14 protein-coding genes are annotated in these 16,016 nt (G+C 73.6%); 6 read left to right on the forward strand and 8 right to left on the reverse strand.

Annotated features, from left to right (window positions below; genetic code table 11):
• Positions 1–62: 62 nt before the first annotated feature.
• Positions 63–716 (forward strand): DUF305 domain-containing protein, encoded by a 654-nt coding sequence (locus ACZ4TV_RS27750; RefSeq protein WP_468137736.1) that lies wholly within the window; start codon positions 63–65, stop codon positions 714–716.
• 52 nt (positions 717–768) lie between these two features.
• Entirely contained in the window at positions 769–2,127 is a 1,359-nt protein-coding gene (locus ACZ4TV_RS27755; protein WP_468137737.1) for an FAD-dependent oxidoreductase, read from the forward strand.
• On the opposite strand, the gene ACZ4TV_RS27760 is transcribed toward ACZ4TV_RS27755, so the two are convergent.
• From ACZ4TV_RS27760 to ACZ4TV_RS27770, 3 genes are all read right to left on the reverse strand, one after another.
• Positions 2,124–2,498, reverse strand: coding sequence for an ArsR/SmtB family transcription factor (locus tag ACZ4TV_RS27760; protein ID WP_468137738.1), 375 nt, complete (start codon positions 2,496–2,498; stop codon positions 2,124–2,126). The two genes, ACZ4TV_RS27755 and ACZ4TV_RS27760, sit on opposite strands and share 4 nt — an antisense overlap.
• A gap of 132 nt (positions 2,499–2,630) precedes the next feature.
• Positions 2,631–3,740 (reverse strand): NADH:flavin oxidoreductase/NADH oxidase, encoded by a 1,110-nt coding sequence (locus ACZ4TV_RS27765; RefSeq protein ID WP_468137739.1) that lies wholly within the window; start codon positions 3,738–3,740, stop codon positions 2,631–2,633.
• 77 nt (positions 3,741–3,817) lie between these two features.
• A complete protein-coding gene (locus ACZ4TV_RS27770; RefSeq protein WP_468137740.1) occupies positions 3,818–5,152 on the reverse strand; it encodes a wax ester/triacylglycerol synthase family O-acyltransferase in 1,335 nt (444 codons plus the stop codon).
• Positions 5,153–5,375: 223 nt separating this feature from the next.
• On the opposite strand from ACZ4TV_RS27770, the gene ACZ4TV_RS27775 reads away from it, so the two are divergent.
• From ACZ4TV_RS27775 to ACZ4TV_RS27785, 3 genes are all read left to right on the forward strand, one after another.
• On the forward strand, positions 5,376–6,467 hold the full coding sequence (locus ACZ4TV_RS27775; protein WP_468137741.1) for a WD40/YVTN/BNR-like repeat-containing protein: 1,092 nt from the start codon (positions 5,376–5,378) through the stop codon (positions 6,465–6,467).
• Between the two features lie 11 nt (positions 6,468–6,478).
• Positions 6,479–7,165 carry a uracil-DNA glycosylase gene (locus tag ACZ4TV_RS27780; protein ID WP_468137742.1) on the forward strand — a complete coding sequence of 229 codons (687 nt, stop codon included), beginning with the start codon at positions 6,479–6,481 and terminating at the stop codon, positions 7,163–7,165.
• 96 nt (positions 7,166–7,261) lie between these two features.
• Positions 7,262–8,176, forward strand: a complete 915-nt coding sequence (locus tag ACZ4TV_RS27785) for a sirohydrochlorin chelatase (protein ID WP_468137743.1) — start codon at positions 7,262–7,264, stop codon at positions 8,174–8,176.
• Between the two features lie 79 nt (positions 8,177–8,255).
• Here ACZ4TV_RS27785 and ACZ4TV_RS27790 read toward each other — a convergent pair whose 3' ends face one another.
• The 3 genes from ACZ4TV_RS27790 to ACZ4TV_RS27800 all read right to left on the reverse strand — a co-directional run bounded on the left by ACZ4TV_RS27790 (position 8,256) and on the right by ACZ4TV_RS27800 (position 11,326).
• A complete protein-coding gene (locus ACZ4TV_RS27790) occupies positions 8,256–9,323 on the reverse strand; it encodes a lactonase family protein (protein WP_468137744.1) in 1,068 nt (355 codons plus the stop codon).
• Positions 9,324–9,376: 53 nt separating this feature from the next.
• A complete protein-coding gene (locus ACZ4TV_RS27795; protein ID WP_468137746.1) occupies positions 9,377–10,513 on the reverse strand; it encodes a nitric oxide synthase oxygenase in 1,137 nt (378 codons plus the stop codon).
• Positions 10,514–10,744: 231 nt separating this feature from the next.
• Positions 10,745–11,326 carry a GNAT family N-acetyltransferase gene (locus tag ACZ4TV_RS27800; RefSeq protein ID WP_468137747.1) on the reverse strand — a complete coding sequence of 194 codons (582 nt, stop codon included), beginning with the start codon at positions 11,324–11,326 and terminating at the stop codon, positions 10,745–10,747.
• A 142-nt stretch (positions 11,327–11,468) separates the two neighbouring features.
• On the opposite strand from ACZ4TV_RS27800, the gene ACZ4TV_RS27805 reads away from it, so the two are divergent.
• On the forward strand, positions 11,469–13,766 hold the full coding sequence (locus ACZ4TV_RS27805) for a HelD family protein (protein ID WP_468137748.1): 2,298 nt from the start codon (positions 11,469–11,471) through the stop codon (positions 13,764–13,766).
• Here the strand turns inward: ACZ4TV_RS27805 and ACZ4TV_RS27810 are convergent.
• Entirely contained in the window at positions 13,756–15,258 is a 1,503-nt protein-coding gene (locus ACZ4TV_RS27810) for an FUSC family protein (RefSeq protein WP_468137766.1), read from the reverse strand. The genes ACZ4TV_RS27805 and ACZ4TV_RS27810 overlap by 11 nt on opposite strands.
• A gap of 325 nt (positions 15,259–15,583) precedes the next feature.
• Positions 15,584–16,012, reverse strand: coding sequence for a universal stress protein (locus ACZ4TV_RS27815; RefSeq protein ID WP_468137749.1), 429 nt, complete (start codon positions 16,010–16,012; stop codon positions 15,584–15,586).
• Between the last annotated feature and the right edge of the window lie 4 nt (positions 16,013–16,016).

Consider the following 16,016-nt stretch of genomic DNA (forward strand, 5'->3'; position numbering starts at 1 on the left):
AGTCCGATCAGTTCCGTTCGGGGTGGGAACGGAACCAGGACCCCGGCAGTATCTTCCTCTTCATGGACATGGCAAAAGGGGCGCACAGTCGATTCGTCGGAGCGGCCGTGGCCGCCGGCCTCCTGCTCGTACTCGCCGGCTGCCAGGGGGACAGCGGGACGGACACGGCGAAAGACGGACAAGCGGTGGTCATCGCACCGGGCAAACCGGGTGAGAAGTCGCGCACCCTCTCCCCCGAGCAGGCCGCCAAGGCGCAGCCGGACGACACCCCCAACGCGGCCGACCACGCCTACGTACGGAACATGATCGAGCACCACCGCCAGGCCCTGACGATGAGCGCACTCGCCCCGGCACGGGCCTCGGCGGACGGGGTCAAGCGGCTCGCGGAGCGGATCGCGGCCGCGCAGCAGCCCGAGATCGGGGCGATGGAGAGTTGGGTCGCCCGGCATCCCGCGCCGGCCGTCGGCTCCGGGGGCCACGACCACGGCGCGATGCCGGGCATGGCGACGGAGCAGCAGCTCCAGGAGCTGACCGCGGCCAAGGGGGCCGACTTCGACCGGCTCTTCCTGAAGCTGATGACCGCCCACCACCAGGGCGCCCTGAAGATGGCCGGCGAGGCGCTGGCCGGCGGCAACAACGTGGCGGTCGAGGAAATGGCCACCGAGGTGGTGGCCACGCAGAGCGCCGAGATCCACCGGATGCGCGCGATGGGCTGACGGCGGAGGGTGCCGGTGTCATGCTGGGACCACCTGCGGGAGGAGCTCCGCCGTGCTTCGTATCGCCGTCGTCGGATCGGGCCCCAGCGGGGTCTACGCGGCCCAGACGCTGGTTCAGCAGCGGGAGGTGCCCGGAATACTGGTCGACGTGCTGGACCGGCTGCCCGCTCCGTACGGGCTCGTACGGTACGGGGTCGCCCCGGACCACGAGAAGATCAAGTCGCTGCAGGGCAGCCTGCGCACCGTGCTGGAGGACGAGCGGATCCGCTTCCTCGGGAACGTCGAGGTCGGCGGCGAGGACCTGTCCACCGAGCGGCTGCTGGAGCTGTACCACGCGGTGGTGTACTGCGTGGGCGCGGCGCGGGACCGGCTGCTCGGCATCCCCGGCGAGGAGCTGGCCGGGGTGCACTCCGCCACGGCCTTCGTGTCCTGGTACAGCGGACACCCGGATGCCGCCGCCGAGGTCTTCGACCTGTCCGGTGTGGATTCGGCGGTGGTGGTCGGGGCGGGCAACGTCGCCGTGGACGTGACGCGGATCCTGGCCCGGGGCACGGCGGAACTGGCGCCTACGGACATGCCGCAGCCGGCGCTCGGCGCACTCGCGGACAGCGGGTTGCGCAGGGTGGCGATGGTGGCCCGGCGCGGCCCCTCACAGGGCAAGTTCACCACCAAGGAGCTGCGGGAACTGGGCACGCTGCCCGGTGTGGACGCCTGGGCGGACCCCGCCGAGCTGGCACTCGACCCCATGTACGCCGATCCGGGCGCGGCCGCCGCCCTGCCCGCGGTGGCGCGGCGCAACCTGGACGTGCTGCGCGCCTGGGCCGAGGCGGGGCCCGGCGAGGGGCCGCGCCGCATAGGGCTGCGGTTCTTCCTGCGCCCGGTGGAGATCCTCGGCGGGCCCGACGGCCGGGTGACCGGGATGCGCTTCGAGCGGACCGCCCCGGACGGCCGCGGCGGGGTGACGGGGACCGGGGTCCACGAGGACGTCGAGGCGCAGTTGGTGCTGCGCTCGGTGGGGTACAAGGGCGTCCCGCTGGCGGGGCTGCCCTTCGACCCCGCGAAGGGCACGGTCCCGCACGCGGCGGGACGGGTGCTGCGCGGGGGCCGGGCCTCGCTCGGCGAGTACGTGGCGGGCTGGATCAAGCGCGGTCCGACCGGGGTGATCGGCACGAACCGGCCCTGCGCCAAGGAGACCGCGTCCTCGCTGCTCCAGGACGCGGGGACGCTGGCCCGGCGCGAGCTGCCGGGTGACCCGCTGGACGCCCTGCGGGCGGCCGGCCTGCACCCCGTGGAGTGGCCGGGCTGGCTGGCCATCGAGGCGGCCGAGGCCGACCTGGGCCGGTCCCTGGGCCGCCGCTCGGTGAAGATCCCCGACTGGCCGGGGCTGTGGGGCGCGGCCGGCCTGGCTTAGGCCGTCTCTCCGGGGGCGCCGGAAGCGGAAGCCAGGCGCGCTTCCTCGGCAGCGGCCGCCGTGAGGACGCTGTCGAGGAGGCCGGGGAAGAGGGCCTCCAGGTCCTCCCGGCGCAGGGCGTTGAGCTTGGTGGTGCCGCGGTAGGCCTGGCGGACGACACCGCTCTCCCGCAGGACGCGGAAGTGGTGGGTGGTCGTGGATTTGGTGACCGGCAGGTCGAAGGAGGAGCAGGCCAGATCCCCGGCCGAGGCGGCCAGATCCAGGACGATGGACAGCCGGACCGGGTCGGAGAGCGCGTGCAGCACGCCCTCCAGACGGATCTCGGCCGCCTCGGGGTGGGCGAGGGTGCGGGAGGCGTCCCGTTCCGTCATGTCCCTGCTCCACTCACTCGGCGCGCTCTGCGCCCCCATCGTACGAGAGTCGTCGAAGGAGACACGGGAGTCGCGGAAATCGGCGGAAACGAGCGGTGCGGCTCCGGCGAGGGCGCCGGAGCCGCACCGCCGTCACCAGGACCGGTGGTACTGCCCGGGCGTACGGATCTCCGCGCCCAGCTCGTCGGCCGCGCGGCGGGCCCAGTACGGGTCGCGCAGCAGCTCCCGGCCGAGCAGGACCGCGTCGGCCTCCCCGTTGGCCAGGATCTTCTCGGCCTGCTCCGGCTCGGTGATCAGGCCGACGGCCGCCACGGGGAGGTCGGTCTCGGCCTTGACCCGGGCGGCGAACGGCACCTGGTAGCCCGGGCCGACCGGGATCCTCACCCCGGGGGCGAGGCCGCCGGTCGAGACGTCGAGGAGGTCCACGCCGTGCTCCCGGAGCAGCCGGGCCAGCCGCACCGTCTCGTCGGCGGTCCAGCCGTCCTCCTCCAGCCAGTCGGTGGCGGAGATCCGGAAGAAGAGCGGGAGCTCCCCGGGCCACACCGCGCGCACGGCGTCGACGACTTCGAGGGCGAAGCGGGTCCGGTTCTCGAAGGAGCCGCCGTAGGCGTCGGTGCGCTTGTTGCTGTGCGGGGAGAGGAACTCCCCGATGAGGTAGCCGTGGGCGCCGTGGATCTCGACGACCTCGTAGCCCGCCGCGAGCGCGCGCTCGGCGGCGGCCGCGAACTGGCCGGCGATCTCGCCGATCTCCTCGACCGTCAGCTCGTGCGGCACCAGGTGGCCCTCGGCGAACGGCACGGCGCTCGGGGCGACGGGCTGCCAGCCGTGCGCGTCCGGTCCGACCGGGGCGCCGCCCTTCCAGGTCCGGTCGGTGGACGCTTTTCGGCCGGCGTGCGCGATCTGGATGCCGGGGACGGTGCCCTGGGCCTTGAGGAAGGAGGTGATCCGGCGCAGCGCCTCGACCTGGGTGTCGTTCCAGATGCCGAGGTCGTAGGGGGAGATCCGGCCCTCCGGGGAGACGGCGGTGGCCTCCTGGATGATCAGGCCGGTGCCGCCGACGGCGCGGGCGGCGTAGTGGGCGAAGTGCCAGTCGTGGGCCACGCCCGCGTTCGGCCCGAAGGCCTCGGCGCTGTACTGGCACATCGCGGCCATCCAGACCCGGTTCGGCGCGGTGACCGAGCGGAGGGTGTAGGGGGTGAACAGGGCCGCGAAAGCAACGGGGGCGGCGGGGGCAGCACTCATCGGGCTCTCCAGATCTCACCGGCGCGCCGGGGTCGGCGCCGAAGTACGAGATTCACCATACTACGAAACTCCTCGTACTACGAGACTTCTCGTACAAGGGCATCGAGCTCCGCGCGCAACGCCCCGGCCAGCGCGGACAGGTCCGGAACGGCGGCCGCGTCCGCGACCAGGCCGTAGTGGACGGTTCCCTTGTACGTGGAGACCGCGACGGCCAGCGACTGGCCGCGGGCCAGCGGGGCGAGCGGATAGACCTCGCGGACCCGGCTGCCGCCGAGGGAGAAGGTGAGGCCGGGCAGCGGCACGCTGGTGACCAGGATGTCGAAGAGCAGCCGGGCGGCCTGGGCCACGAGCGGGCCGCCGAGCCGGTGCCCGAGCGGATGGACGTGGTCGGCGAGCAGGGCGACGGCCCCGGCGCCGCGGGCGGGTCCGGCGTCCTTGTTGCGGTCCATGCCGATGCGCACGCGGTACAGGCGGCGCAGCGGATCGGGCTCGGCGATCGGCAGCCGGAGCAGGTACCCGGAGAGCCGGTTCCCGGCGCGTGCGGCGCCGCCGGGTCCGCGGCGGCGCGACACCGGAATCAGGGCGCGTGGCCCCGGTCCGCTCGGCTCGGGGTCCCCGCGCTCGGCCAGCCAGCGCCGCAGCGCGCCGGCGACCAGGGCGATCAGTACGTCGTTGACCGTGCCGCCGGCCCCCTTGCGGATCAGGTTGACCTCGTCCAGGTCGAGCGCGAGGCCCACGACCCCACGGGTGCCCGCAGCGCCGGCCGGATCCGCGGTGAGCGCCGCCGGGACCCCGAGCGGCAGTCCGGCGCGGGCCACGGCGGCGCCGATCTCCAGGGCCTGGCCGACGTCCTGGACGCGGGCGGACAGCACTCCCGGGAGCCGGCTCAGGAGGGAGCCGGCCCGCCGCTCGGGGACCGGGCGCGCGGGAGGACGCAGGGCCGCCCCCTCGTCGAACAGCTCGGCCGCCAGGGCGAGCGCGGCCAGGCCGTCGGCGAGGGCGTGGTGGAACTTGAAGAGCACCGCGAAGGAATCCGGGTCCGGCCCGGCCAGCACGTGCGCCTCCCACGGCGGCAGTTCTCGGTCCAGCGGACGGGCCATCAGCGGCCCGGCGGCGGCATGGGGGGCGGGGTCGTCCGTACGGACGAGGAACACGTGCCGCGCCGGGTCGAAGCCGGGGTCCGGCGACCAGGCGGCGGCGCCGACGGGCAGCAGTACGTCGCGGATCCGGCGGCGCAGGCCCGGCACGCCGGCGCAGCGGGCGGTGAGCAGCTCGGCGGCGTGCTCGGCAGCGCCGGGTCCTCGGCCTGCTTCGGCAGTGAAGACGGCGAGGGCGCCGAGGTGCATGGGGTGGTCGGCGGATTCGATCCGCCAGAAGGCGAGGTCGAGCGGGGACAGGTGCTCGGTGGCCACGTAAGTCCTCTCGCGTGCGGCGACAGTGGCCTGAAGTCAATCCATTCCGAACACCGACATGCAAGCATCAATCATTTCTACGCCGTAAATGGTCGCCGTCGATCGGCCGTCCAGGCTGTCGCGCGGGCCGCCGGGCCGCTGTCAGTGGGCGGGTGCAGACTGGCCGGAACGACGCTCCACACGGAACGCCCCGCATGGACGACGAGGTCCGGAGGTGCCGGCCATGGCCGACGTACTACTGCTCGTGGGAACCCGTAAAGGACTCTTCATCGGCCGCCGCCGGGACGGCGGGCCGTGGGAGTTCGACGGACCCCACTTCAACGCCCAGGCCGTGTACGCGGTCGCCGTCGACCGGCGGGGCCCGGCGCCCCGGCTGCTGGTCGGTGGGGACAGCACGCACTGGGGGCCGTCCGTCTTCAGCTCCGACGACCTCGGGGCGACCTGGCAGGAGCCCGCCGCGGCCGCCGTGAAGTTCCCCCAGGACACCGGCGCCTCGCTGGAGCGGGTCTGGCAGCTGCAGCCGGCCGGGCCCGAGGCCCCGGACGTGGTGTACGCGGGGACGGAGCCTGCCGCGCTGTTCCGTTCGACGGACCGGGGCGAGTCCTTCGAACTGGTCCGCCCGCTGTGGGAGCACCCGAGCCGCGGGAAGTGGCAGCCGGGCGGCGGCGGCGAGGGACTGCACACGGTGATCACCGATCCGCGCGACCCGGACTCGGTGACGGTGGCCGTCTCCGCCGCCGGGGTGTTCCGGACCCAGGACGGCGGAGCCAGCTGGGCGCCGTCCAACGAGGGGGTCTCGGCGGTGTTCCTGCCGGATCCGCACCCCGAGTTCGGCCAGTGCGTGCACAAGATCGCCCAGGACGCCGGGAACACGGACCGGCTGTACCTGCAGAACCACTGGGGGGTCTACCGCAGCGACGACGGAGGGGCCCGGTGGACCGACATCGGCGGTGGGCTGCCCTCCGACTTCGGCTTCGCGGTGGCCGCCCATCCGCACCTGCCGGACACCGCCTACATCTTCCCGCTCAACGCCGACTCCGACCGGGTCCCGGCCGAGCACCGGTGCCGGGTCTTCCGCACCCAGGACGCGGGCGCCAGCTGGGAACCGCTCACGCGCGGACTGCCCGCCGGCGACCACTACGGCACGGTGCTCCGGGACGCGCTGTGCACCGACGACGCGGACCCGGCGGGGATCTACTTCGGCAACCGCAACGGCGAGCTCTACGCCAGCCACGACGACGGCGAGAGCTGGCAACTCCTGGCCGAGCACCTGCCGGACGTCCTGTGTGTGCGGGCGGCGACGATCGGCCAGTAGAGTGATCCACCGTGGCAGCGCGACCGTTGAACGAGATCGTCGAGCCGGGCTGGGCCCGGGCTCTGGAGCCGGTGGCGGGGCAGATCGCCGCCATGGGCGACTTCCTGCGCGCGGAGATCTCCGCGGGGAGAACCTACGTACCGGCCGGGGCGAATGTGCTGCGCGCCTTCCAGCAGCCCTTCGACGAGGTGAAGGTCCTGATCGTCGGCCAGGACCCGTACCCCACCCCCGGGCACGCGGTCGGCCTGTCCTTCTCGGTGGCGCCCGACGTGCGGCCGGTACCGCCGAGCCTCGACAACATCTTCCTGGAGCTGCACCGGGACCTCGGGACGGGCCGGCCCGCGAACGGCGACCTCACGCCGTGGACCCGGCAGGGGGTGCTGCTGCTCAACCGCTCGCTCACGACCGCGCCCCGCCGGTCGAACGCGCATCAGGGCAAGGGCTGGGAGGCCGTCACCGACCAGGCGATCCGGGCGCTGGCCGCGCGCGGCAAGCCACTGGTGTCCATCCTCTGGGGCCGGGCGGCCCGCAATCTGCGGCCGCTGCTCGGCGACCTGCCCGTGGTGGAGTCCTCCCACCCGTCCCCCAAGTCCGCCGATTTCGGGTTCTTCGGCTCCAGGCCGTTCAGCCGGACGAACGAGTTGCTGGTGGGCCAAGGTTCACAGCCTGTGGACTGGCGCTTGCCGTCCGTCAGTTGAGCGTATCTGATATTCACCGGATAAATACGGACAGATGCCGCCCGAGAAGGCCCTGCCCGAACACCTGCTTCCGATAAGCCAGTAGCATGCGGCGCCATGAGCTCCCCCACTGGGCCCGCAAATGGCCTGCCCGTACGAATGCCGCGACCCCGCCAGACCGGACGGCACCGCCGGCCCGAGCCCGCGGCGGCGCCCGAGGGCGCGCCCGCGCTGGTGCTCGCCGTGCCCGGTGCCCCCTCGGCCGCCTCGCGGGGGCTCGCGGAAGAGATCATCAGCATCGGCCGCTCCGAGCTGCCGGGCCTCGACGCCCGGATCGGCTTCCTCGACGGTGACGACGCCTCCGAGTTCCCGTCCCTGTCCGGCGTGCTGACCGCCGTCGCGACCGAGCGTGCCGCGCGCGCGGACTTCGCCCGCGCCGCCGGCCACGAGGTGCCCGCGCCGACCGGCCCGGACGCCGTGGTCGTGCCGCTGCTGGCCGGTCCGGACGGCGATCTGCTCCGCCGGGTCCGCCAGGGCCTGATGGACTCCTCGGCCGCCGCCGAGCTGGCCGACGTACTCGGCCCGCACCCGCTGCTCGCCGAGGGCCTGCACGTGCGGCTGTCCGAGGCGGGTCTAGCGCGTGCCGACCGCGCCCGGCTCTTCACCGTGACCACCGCCGCCGACGGCATCGTGCTGGCCACCACGGGTGGCGAGGAGGCCGTCCAGGCCGCCGGGATCACGGGCATGCTGCTCGCCGCACGGCTCGCCGTGCCCGTCAAGGCGGCCGCGCTGGACGAGGAGGGCTCGGTGGCCGCGGTCGCCGAGCAGCTGCGCCGCGAGGGTTCCACGCAGCTCGCGCTGGCCCCGTACCTGATCGGCCCGGAGGCCGCCGACGGGCTGCTGGACACCGCCTGCAAGGAGGCCGACTGCGCCGCGGCCGAGGTGCTCGGCGCCTACCCGGCGCTCGGCAAGCTGGCCGTCGCGCAGTACTCCGCGGCCCTCGGGATCGACCAGGGCGCCGCTGCGCACTGAGGCCCCGGACAGACCGTACGAGGGCCCGCCCCGGAAGTCCGGGAGGCGGGCCCTCGTCGTGTGCGGCCGCTCGCGGAGGTCAGCCGAAGACCACGCAGGCGGCGGCCGGCACCTCCAGCCGCCCGGCACGGCCGGGCTTGCCCGTCAGCGGGTCGACGTCGAACCAGGTGACGTTCCCCGACCACTCGTTGGAGACGTACAGCCGGCGCCCCGACGGGTCGGCGACGAGGTCCCGGGGCCAGCTGCCCCCGCAGTCCACTGTGTCCGTGAGCTGCGGTTTCTCCGGCGCGTCGGCGAGCGAGAAGGTGGCGATGACGTTGGAGCCCCGCACCGCCGCCCAGAGGAAGCGCCCGTCGGACGACACCACGGGCGTCGAGGGGTAGTCCCGTGCGGCCCCTGGAGCGCCCGCAGGGGCGAGCGAAACCTCGCCGACCGGTTCCAGTTCACCCGAGGCCGCGTTCCAGCGGCAGACGGTCAGCTGTGGCTCCAGCTCGTGCAGGACGTAGAGCACCGTGCCGTCGGGGTGGAAGGCGAGGTGGCGGGGTCCGCTCCCCGCGCGCAGGACGGTCTCGGCGTGGAGCGTGAGCGCCCCCGTGGCCGGGTCCGGCGCGCAGACCCGTACCGAGTCGGTGCCCAGGTCCACGCTGAGCACCCAGCGGCCGGTCGGATCGGGCAGCACCTGGTGGGCGTGCGGGGCCTGCTGCCGTTCGGCGTCGGGGCCGGAGCCGTGATGGGCGAGGACGCTGACGGGCCCGCTCGGGCTGCCGTCGGCGGCGAGCGGCAGGCTGCTGACGCTCCCGGACGTGTAGTTGGCCGTCAGCAGGCGGCGCCCGCGGACGCTGAGATGGGTTGGGCCCGAGCCGTCGACGGGCACCGCCCGGCCCAGAACCGCGAGCCCCTCGGCCGTGGGCCGGAAGGCGCCCACGGCGCCCGGTTCCGTCTCGCTCACCGCGTAGAGCACCCCGGTGTCCGGGGCGAGGGCGAGACAGGAGGGATCGGGGAAGACGTCGGTGGTGGCGAGCGCAGTCAGCGCTCCGGTGAGCGGATCCACGGCCGCGGTGGTGATACCGCGGCCGCCCCCCGAGGTGAACGAGCCGATGTAGGCCCGGTGTCCGCCGCCTTGGTCCGTACTGTTCGCGCCGCCCACGGGATGCCCTTTCCGCCGTCCGGATCCGTTCGGAGCCGACCGTAACAGAAGGTCTAGACCAAGTCCCGTCCTTCCGCCCGTTCCCGCGCGCCCGGGTGATGGACGTACGCCGTACTGCTCTGGCGGTCGTCGTAGGTGCGGTGGAAGACGGGGGTCGCGGAACCGGAGATCGGCGGCACGATCCAGGACCACTCCGCACCTACCTCACGTCCCTTGCGCTGCTCCCGTTCCATGTGGGACAGGAAGCGCCGGGACTCGGTGTGGTGGTCGGCGATGGTGACGCCGGCCCGGTCGAAGGAGTGCAGGACCGCCCGGTTGAGCTCGACGAGCGCCCGGTCCTTCCAGAGGGAACGATCGGTGGAGGTGTCCAGACCGAGGCGGCGGGCGACGGCGGGCAGGAGGTTGTACCGGTCGGTGTCGGCGAGGTTGCGTGCGCCGATCTCGGTGCCCATGTACCAGCCGTTGAACGGCGCGGCCGGGTAGTGGATGCCGCCGATCTCCAGGCACATGTTGGAGATGGCGGGTACGGCGTGCCAGCGCAGTCCCCAGTCCGCCCAGCCGTCGTCGTCGGGGTGGTCGATCGGCACCTCCAGGACGGCGTCCGCGGGGGTGTCGAACCAGCGGGGTTTGTCGTCGACGCCCTGGACCACCAGGGGCAGGAGGTCGAAGGGGGTACCGGAGCCGCCCGCCCAGCCGAGCTGGAGCAGCGCCTCGGTGAGCGGGGCGTTGCGGGCGTCGCCGACGGTTATGGAGGGGTGGTCGCCGTAGCCGGCGTACCGGACGAGTTGCTCGCTCCAGATCAGCGGGCCGGGGCGGTCCGGGGCGTCCGGGGCGAAGACCGTGATCGTGGGTCTGACCCGGCCGCCGTTGGTGGCCTCGCGCAGGTGCTCGAAACACTCTGCGGCGATGTCCTCGGCGTCGGTGAGCCCGCGGCGGTCGCGCACCCGCAGCGAGTTCCAGTAGAGCCGGCCTATGCAGCGGTTGCTGTTGCGCCAGGCCACGCGCGCCCCGTGGACCAGCTCCTCGGGGGTGTGCACGTAGCTTCCGGTGTCCGCTAGCTCGGCCCGCACGGCGGCGAGCCGGGCCCGTGGGTCACCGGCGTCCGCGTTCTCGCGGTGGAAGAGTCGGATGAACTCCTCGGCCGCTTCCCACACCTGAGCGGTGGTGGAGCGCTGTTGAAGAATTTCCATTCCGGGCGGTTACCCCCTGTCCGGCCAGATCCACCCTGCACGTGCCGGATGAATGTGCAATGAACAATTATCCGTTGTACCTGCCGCAGGTCAGCGCCGTGCCGGCCTGCGCCGCCGGAGCACTCCTCCGGGTGATCCTCCCAGATCCGACGGCGCACAGGGGTCGGTGGGGCGTACGATCCGGCGCAGTCCCTGGGTTGAACATCCGTGCGGCGCCGTGGCGCGGGCCGGTCAGTGGCAGGGCCGGCTCATGAAGAGCGCCTGCTCGCCGGCGGCGGGCGTGCCGTCGTACAGGGTGGTGTCGAGGCCGCAGAAGGTGAATCCCATGCGCCGATAGGCGTGCACGGCGGGAGCGTTGACGGAGCTGACCTCCAACCACAGCTGCTCCGCGCCCCGTTCTCGGGCGAACTGCGCGGCGCACTCCATCAGCGCGCGGCCGATGCCACGGCCCCGGTGGCCGGGCGAGACCTCGATGTCCTCAATCGTCAGCCGCCGGTTCCAGCCGGCGTAGCCGACGGCGGCGAAGCCGCACACCCGGCCGCCGTCGAGGGCGACGAAGGTGCGCGCGTCGGCCTCCGAGCCCGCGTCGCCGCCGAACCCCTGCTCGTCGTGCTCCTCGGGCGGGAACATCTTGAACACGGGCGGGTCGACGGGGACCTCGCGGAGCAGGAAGCCGAAGCCGTCGTCGGAGGGGGACACCTCGAAGACCGTGGCGGTGGTGAAGGAGCCGTCCAGGGCCTCGATGGCGCCCGCGTCCTCGGGGCGGGCGGGGCGGTAGACGATTCCGGCGGCGGAGCCGTGTGCGGTGGTCATGAGATCCACCGTACGCAAGAAATCCCCCGGCCGAATTCGCTGCCGAGGGATGAGAGAGCGTATATTTGATGGTTCGCGACTTCATGGAAAACGACATCACAAAGCAACGCTAAGACGACACTGTATCGCGGCAGGAGTGCAATTGTCAACCGAGGAATTCCGGAAAGAGCAGCAATTCGTCACCGACCTCTATCGGCGCCTCGACGACCTGCGTGACCAGGCCGAACGTGCGGTGGAGGGGGCTTTGCGCGATGCCGGAACCGGGTTTCAGGCCCGGCTGGAGCGTGATGTCCTGGTCGCCGAGCAGTCGGGCCTGCTGTCCGCACTGAATTCGGGTGAGAACGGCCTGTGTTTCGGCCGTCTGGAGTTCTCCGACGGCCGTGACCACCACATCGGCCGGATCGGAATCCGCGCGGACGACGCGGAACGGACGCCGCTGGTCGTGGACTGGCGCGCGGAGGTGGCCCGGCCGTTCTACCTCGCCACCGGCCACACGCCCATGGGACTGCGCCGCCGCCGCCACATCAGCAGCCGGGGCCGTGAGGTCACCGCTCTGCACGACGAGATCCTCGACCTGACGGACGCGGAGCGCACGGGGCACGAGGGCGCCGACGCGGACGCCGTGCTGCTCGCCGCGCTCGACGCCGCGCGCACCGGCCGCATGCACGACATCGTGCGCACCATCCAGGCCGAGCAGGACCGGGTCATCCGCTCCACGCACCGGGGGGTGCTGGTCGTCGAGGGCGGTCCGGGCACCGGCAAGACCGCGGTCGCGCTGCACCGCGCCGCGTACCTGCTGTACGCGCACCGGGAGCTGCTCGCCAAGCGGGGGGTGCTGATCGTCGGACCGGGCCCGGCCTTCCTGGGCTACATCGGCCAGGTGCTCCCGGCGCTCGGCGAGACGGGCGTGCTGCTCTCCACCCCCGGCGAGCTCTTCCCCGGCGTGCACGCCACGGGCGCCGACCGCCCCGGGGCCGCCGCGGTGAAGGGCCGGGCCGCGATGGCGGAGGTCCTCGCCCGGGTCGTGGCCGACCGGCAGTGCCTGCCGGAGACCGTGCCGTCGGGAACCGGCGAGGAGTACGACACGGTCCCCGAGCCCGCGTTGGAGATCGACCACGACGACTACGGGACCCTGCTGCTGGACCGCACCATGGCGTACGAGGCGCGGGACCGGGCCCGGGCCACCGGGCTGCCGCACAACCAGGCTCGCCCCTCCTTCGCCTTCTCGGTCATCGACGCGCTCACCGCGCAGCTCACCGACCGGCTGGGGGCCGATCCGTACGGTGGTCCCAACCTGCTCGGTTCGGACGAGGTCGTCCAGCTCGGCAAGGAGATCGCGATGAGTCCCGCCGTGCACGCGGCGATCGACTCGCTGTGGCCCTCCCTCACCCCCGAGCGGCTGGTCTCCGACTTCCTGGCGGAGCCCACGCACCTGCCCGCGCACGAGGCGGAGCTGATCCGGCGCGCGCCCTCGCCGCGGCCGGACTGGACCGCGGCCGACGTGCCGCTCCTGGACGAGGCGGCCGAGCTGCTCGGGGAGGACGACGGCGCCCGGCGGGCCGCCGAGGAGCGGGAGCGGCAGCAGCGCATCGCGTACGCGCAAGGGGTGCTGGACCTGTCCGAGGGCTCCCAGTCGTACGAGTTCGAGGACGAGGAGAGCGAGTTCCTCGCGGCCCACGACATCATCGACGCGGAGCGGATGGCCGAGCGCCAGGAGGAGGCCGACCACCGCAGCGCCGCCGAGCGGGCCGCGGCCGACCGCACCTGGGCCTTCGGGCACGTCATCGTCGACGAGGCGCAGGAACTGTCGGAGATGGCGTGGCGGCTGCTGATGCGGCGCTGCCCGACCCGCTCGATGACGCTGGTCGGCGATCCGGCGCAGACCGCCGACGAGGCGGGCTGCGGCTCGTGGGAGCGGATCCTCACCCCCTACGTGGGCGAGCGCTGGGAGCTGGTCCGGCTGGGGGTCAACTACCGTACGCCGGCCGAGATCATGGAGGTGGCGGCGGCCGTACTGCGAGAGCGCGATCCCGGCTTCGAACCGCCACGGTCGGTACGGAGCACCGGGGTGCGGCCTTGGGTGTGCGCGACCGGGGACCTGGCGGGGGCGCTGGCGCGCGCTGTGCGGCGGGAGCTGCCGGCCGAGGGACGGCTCGCGGTGATCGCTCCGCGTGCGCGGCACGCGGAGCTGGCCGCCGTGCTGCCGGGGGTACGGGAGGGCGCGGAGCCGGATCTGACCCGGGAGGTCGTCCTGCTGGATCCGCGCCAGGCCAAGGGGCTGGAGTTCGACACGGTGATCGTGGTGGAGCCGGCCGACTTCCAGCCGAGCGACCTGTACGTGGCGCTGACCCGGGCCACCCAGGCCCTCGGGGTGGTGCACACCACCGGCCGGCTGCCCGCGGGCCTGGCGGCGGCCTCGGAGGGACTGGTCAGGCGCTGACCACGAACGGCGCCCGCGGGTCGGTGCCCAGCGGGGTGGCGAGTTCGGCGAGCGCCCGCTCCAGGCCCTGCAGATGGGCGAGCGCGGGCTCAGTGGCGGGGATGTGCGGCACGATGTCGCGCGCCGTGGTGGGTCCGCTCCGTCCCGGTTCCTCGGCGGTCAGCGCCTCCACCGCCGCTTCGACGCGCCAGCAGGCCGCGGCGAGGCGGGCGTCGTGGCTCGCGTCCGGGTCGGCGGCGACGGCCACGAGCCCGCGCACCTCACGGGCGCAGTCGTCGAGCAGCGCGATGACCTGGCCGGCGCGGGCCTTGCGGGCACGGAACGGGCTGAGGGGGTGGACCAGCGGCGCGAGCGCCATCCGGACCCGGGCCAGCAAGGTCTCCAGCTCGGCCGCGTGCGGCGCGGGGTCGGCCGTCGGGGAGCCGGCGAGGCGGGCGGCGGCCTGCGCCGTGGCCGCGTGCACGCAGTGCAGCGCGCGCTGGATCCAGGCGTCGTTCGTGGCGTGGGTGGTGACCGGCAGGACGAGGATCACGGCCAGCGCGGCGCACACCGCGCCGACGGCAGTCTCCTCCAGGCGCAGCACGAGCAGGCCGGGATCCAGCACGCCCAGCAGGCCGTAGAGCAGCCCTGCCATCAGCGTGACGGCGAGGATCATCCAGCTGTACGAGACCGGGGCCGTGTAGAAGATCGCGAAGACGCACACGGCCACCAGGGCGGCGGTGGGGGCGGGCGCGCCGTTCAGCGGGATGGCGATCAGCACGCCGGCGGCCACGCCGACGACGGTGCCGAGCACGCGGCGAAAGCCCCGTACCAGGGTTTCTCCGCGCGAGGCGGTGTTGACGAAGATCCACCAGGCGGTGCCGACGGCCCAGTACCAGCGGTCCTCGGAGAGCGCCTGCCCGATCGCGAGGGCGACCGCGCACGCGGCGGTGGCCTGGAAGGCCTGGCGCGTGGTGGGCCGGGCCAGTCCCCGCCCGGGCAGTGGTGCGGGTGCGGCGGGCGGAGGAGTACGCCGCTCGATGGGCCAGAGCAGGAACCGCACGGCGCCGGCGGCGGCCAGGGCCAGGACCACGGCGGCGTACAGCTCCGGGAGCTGGCCGGGGACGGCGTGCAGGAACTGCGTGATGAAGAAGTTCATGAACGCGAAGATCCCGAGCGCGTGTCCGCGCGGGCCCCAGCGGCGGGCGTAGACCCCGCAGAAGACGACGAGGACGAAGACCGCGTCCCGGGCGAGGGGGACGCCGTGCAGGGTGGTGGCGAGGGCCAGGACCGGGAATCCGGCGGCCGGCAGCAGGGCGGTGGTGACCGTCTGGCGGCGCACGGTCGCGTCGGTGACGGTGAAGAGGGCGAGCAGGGCCGCCAGTCCCCCGGTGATGGAGGCGCTCAGGGAGAGACCGCACAGCTCGGCGAGGGCGACGGCGGCGCAGACGCCGATCACCGCGCGAGCCGAGGTCCTGAGCCTCATACGCCCCGGATCCGGAGCCACGAACATCCTCTTCACGGCGGTGTGCCGCCCCCCTTGCGTGGTGCGCGCCGGCCCGGCGTCCGCCCGGGGGTGGTGGGCGGCGGACGGGCACGGCGAAGGCGCCGCGCTCCGGAACCGGCCTCGTTGCCGTCCGGCGCTGCGCGGCGCCGAAAGTACATGGATACACCACAGATAAGCATCCGCAGCGGCATTGGCTCAAGTGGACCCCTGGATACTGGGCCATTGGTCCAGTCCGGCTCGGGAATTCTCGGCCACCGGGAGGCCAACGGACCATGGGGTACCGACCACGGGGTGCCCACGGGACCGGCCGTGCGGACACGGCTCGCCGGGGTCAGCGTTCCGGGAGGTCCTCCGTCGGCACGCACAGGACGGGCACCGGTGAGAGGTGCAGCAGCTTGTGCGGGGTGGAGCCGAGCAGGGCGCCGCGGAGCGGGCTGTCGCCCCAGCTGCCGACGATGATGACCCGGGCGTGGTGGCGCTCGGCGGCATCCAGCAGGGCCTGGGCCGGCTTCTCGTCGACCACCTCGACCGTCGACGGCACGCCGGCCGCGTCGGCCTCCTCGACGGCGTGCGCGAGGGCGCTGCGGCCCGCTTGGCGGACGGCCTCCCGGTGGGAGCGGGACTCCTCGCCGGTGGGGCCCGGGGCGGCCGCGCCGTAGACGAGGACGAGGGGCTCGCCGAACGCGGCGGCCACCTCCAGCGCCACGCGCAGGGCCCGTTCCGCGCCGGGCGATTCGTCGTAGCCGAGGACCACGGACATCGGG

The organism is Streptomyces sp. NPDC028910 (assembly GCF_055564955.1).

Bases quoted from the DNA above. Each gene is read 5' to 3' on its own strand.
- ACZ4TV_RS27750 (WP_468137736.1), top strand. From the start codon at position 63: ATGGACATGGCAAAAGGGGCGCACAGTCGATTCGTCGGAGCGGCCGTG.
- ACZ4TV_RS27760 (WP_468137738.1), bottom strand. From the start codon at position 2,498: ATGACGGAACGGGACGCCTCCCGCACCCTCGCCCACCCCGAGGCGGCC.
- ACZ4TV_RS27765 (WP_468137739.1), bottom strand. From the start codon at position 3,740: ATGAGTGCTGCCCCCGCCGCCCCCGTTGCTTTCGCGGCCCTGTTCACC.
- ACZ4TV_RS27775 (WP_468137741.1), top strand. From the start codon at position 5,376: ATGGCCGACGTACTACTGCTCGTGGGAACCCGTAAAGGACTCTTCATC.
- ACZ4TV_RS27785 (WP_468137743.1), top strand. From the start codon at position 7,262: ATGAGCTCCCCCACTGGGCCCGCAAATGGCCTGCCCGTACGAATGCCG.
- ACZ4TV_RS27795 (WP_468137746.1), bottom strand. From the start codon at position 10,513: ATGGAAATTCTTCAACAGCGCTCCACCACCGCTCAGGTGTGGGAAGCG.
- ACZ4TV_RS27800 (WP_468137747.1), bottom strand. From the start codon at position 11,326: ATGACCACCGCACACGGCTCCGCCGCCGGAATCGTCTACCGCCCCGCC.
- ACZ4TV_RS27810 (WP_468137766.1), bottom strand. From the start codon at position 15,258: ATGTTCGTGGCTCCGGATCCGGGGCGTATGAGGCTCAGGACCTCGGCT.
- ACZ4TV_RS27815 (WP_468137749.1), bottom strand. From the start codon at position 16,012: ATGTCCGTGGTCCTCGGCTACGACGAATCGCCCGGCGCGGAACGGGCC.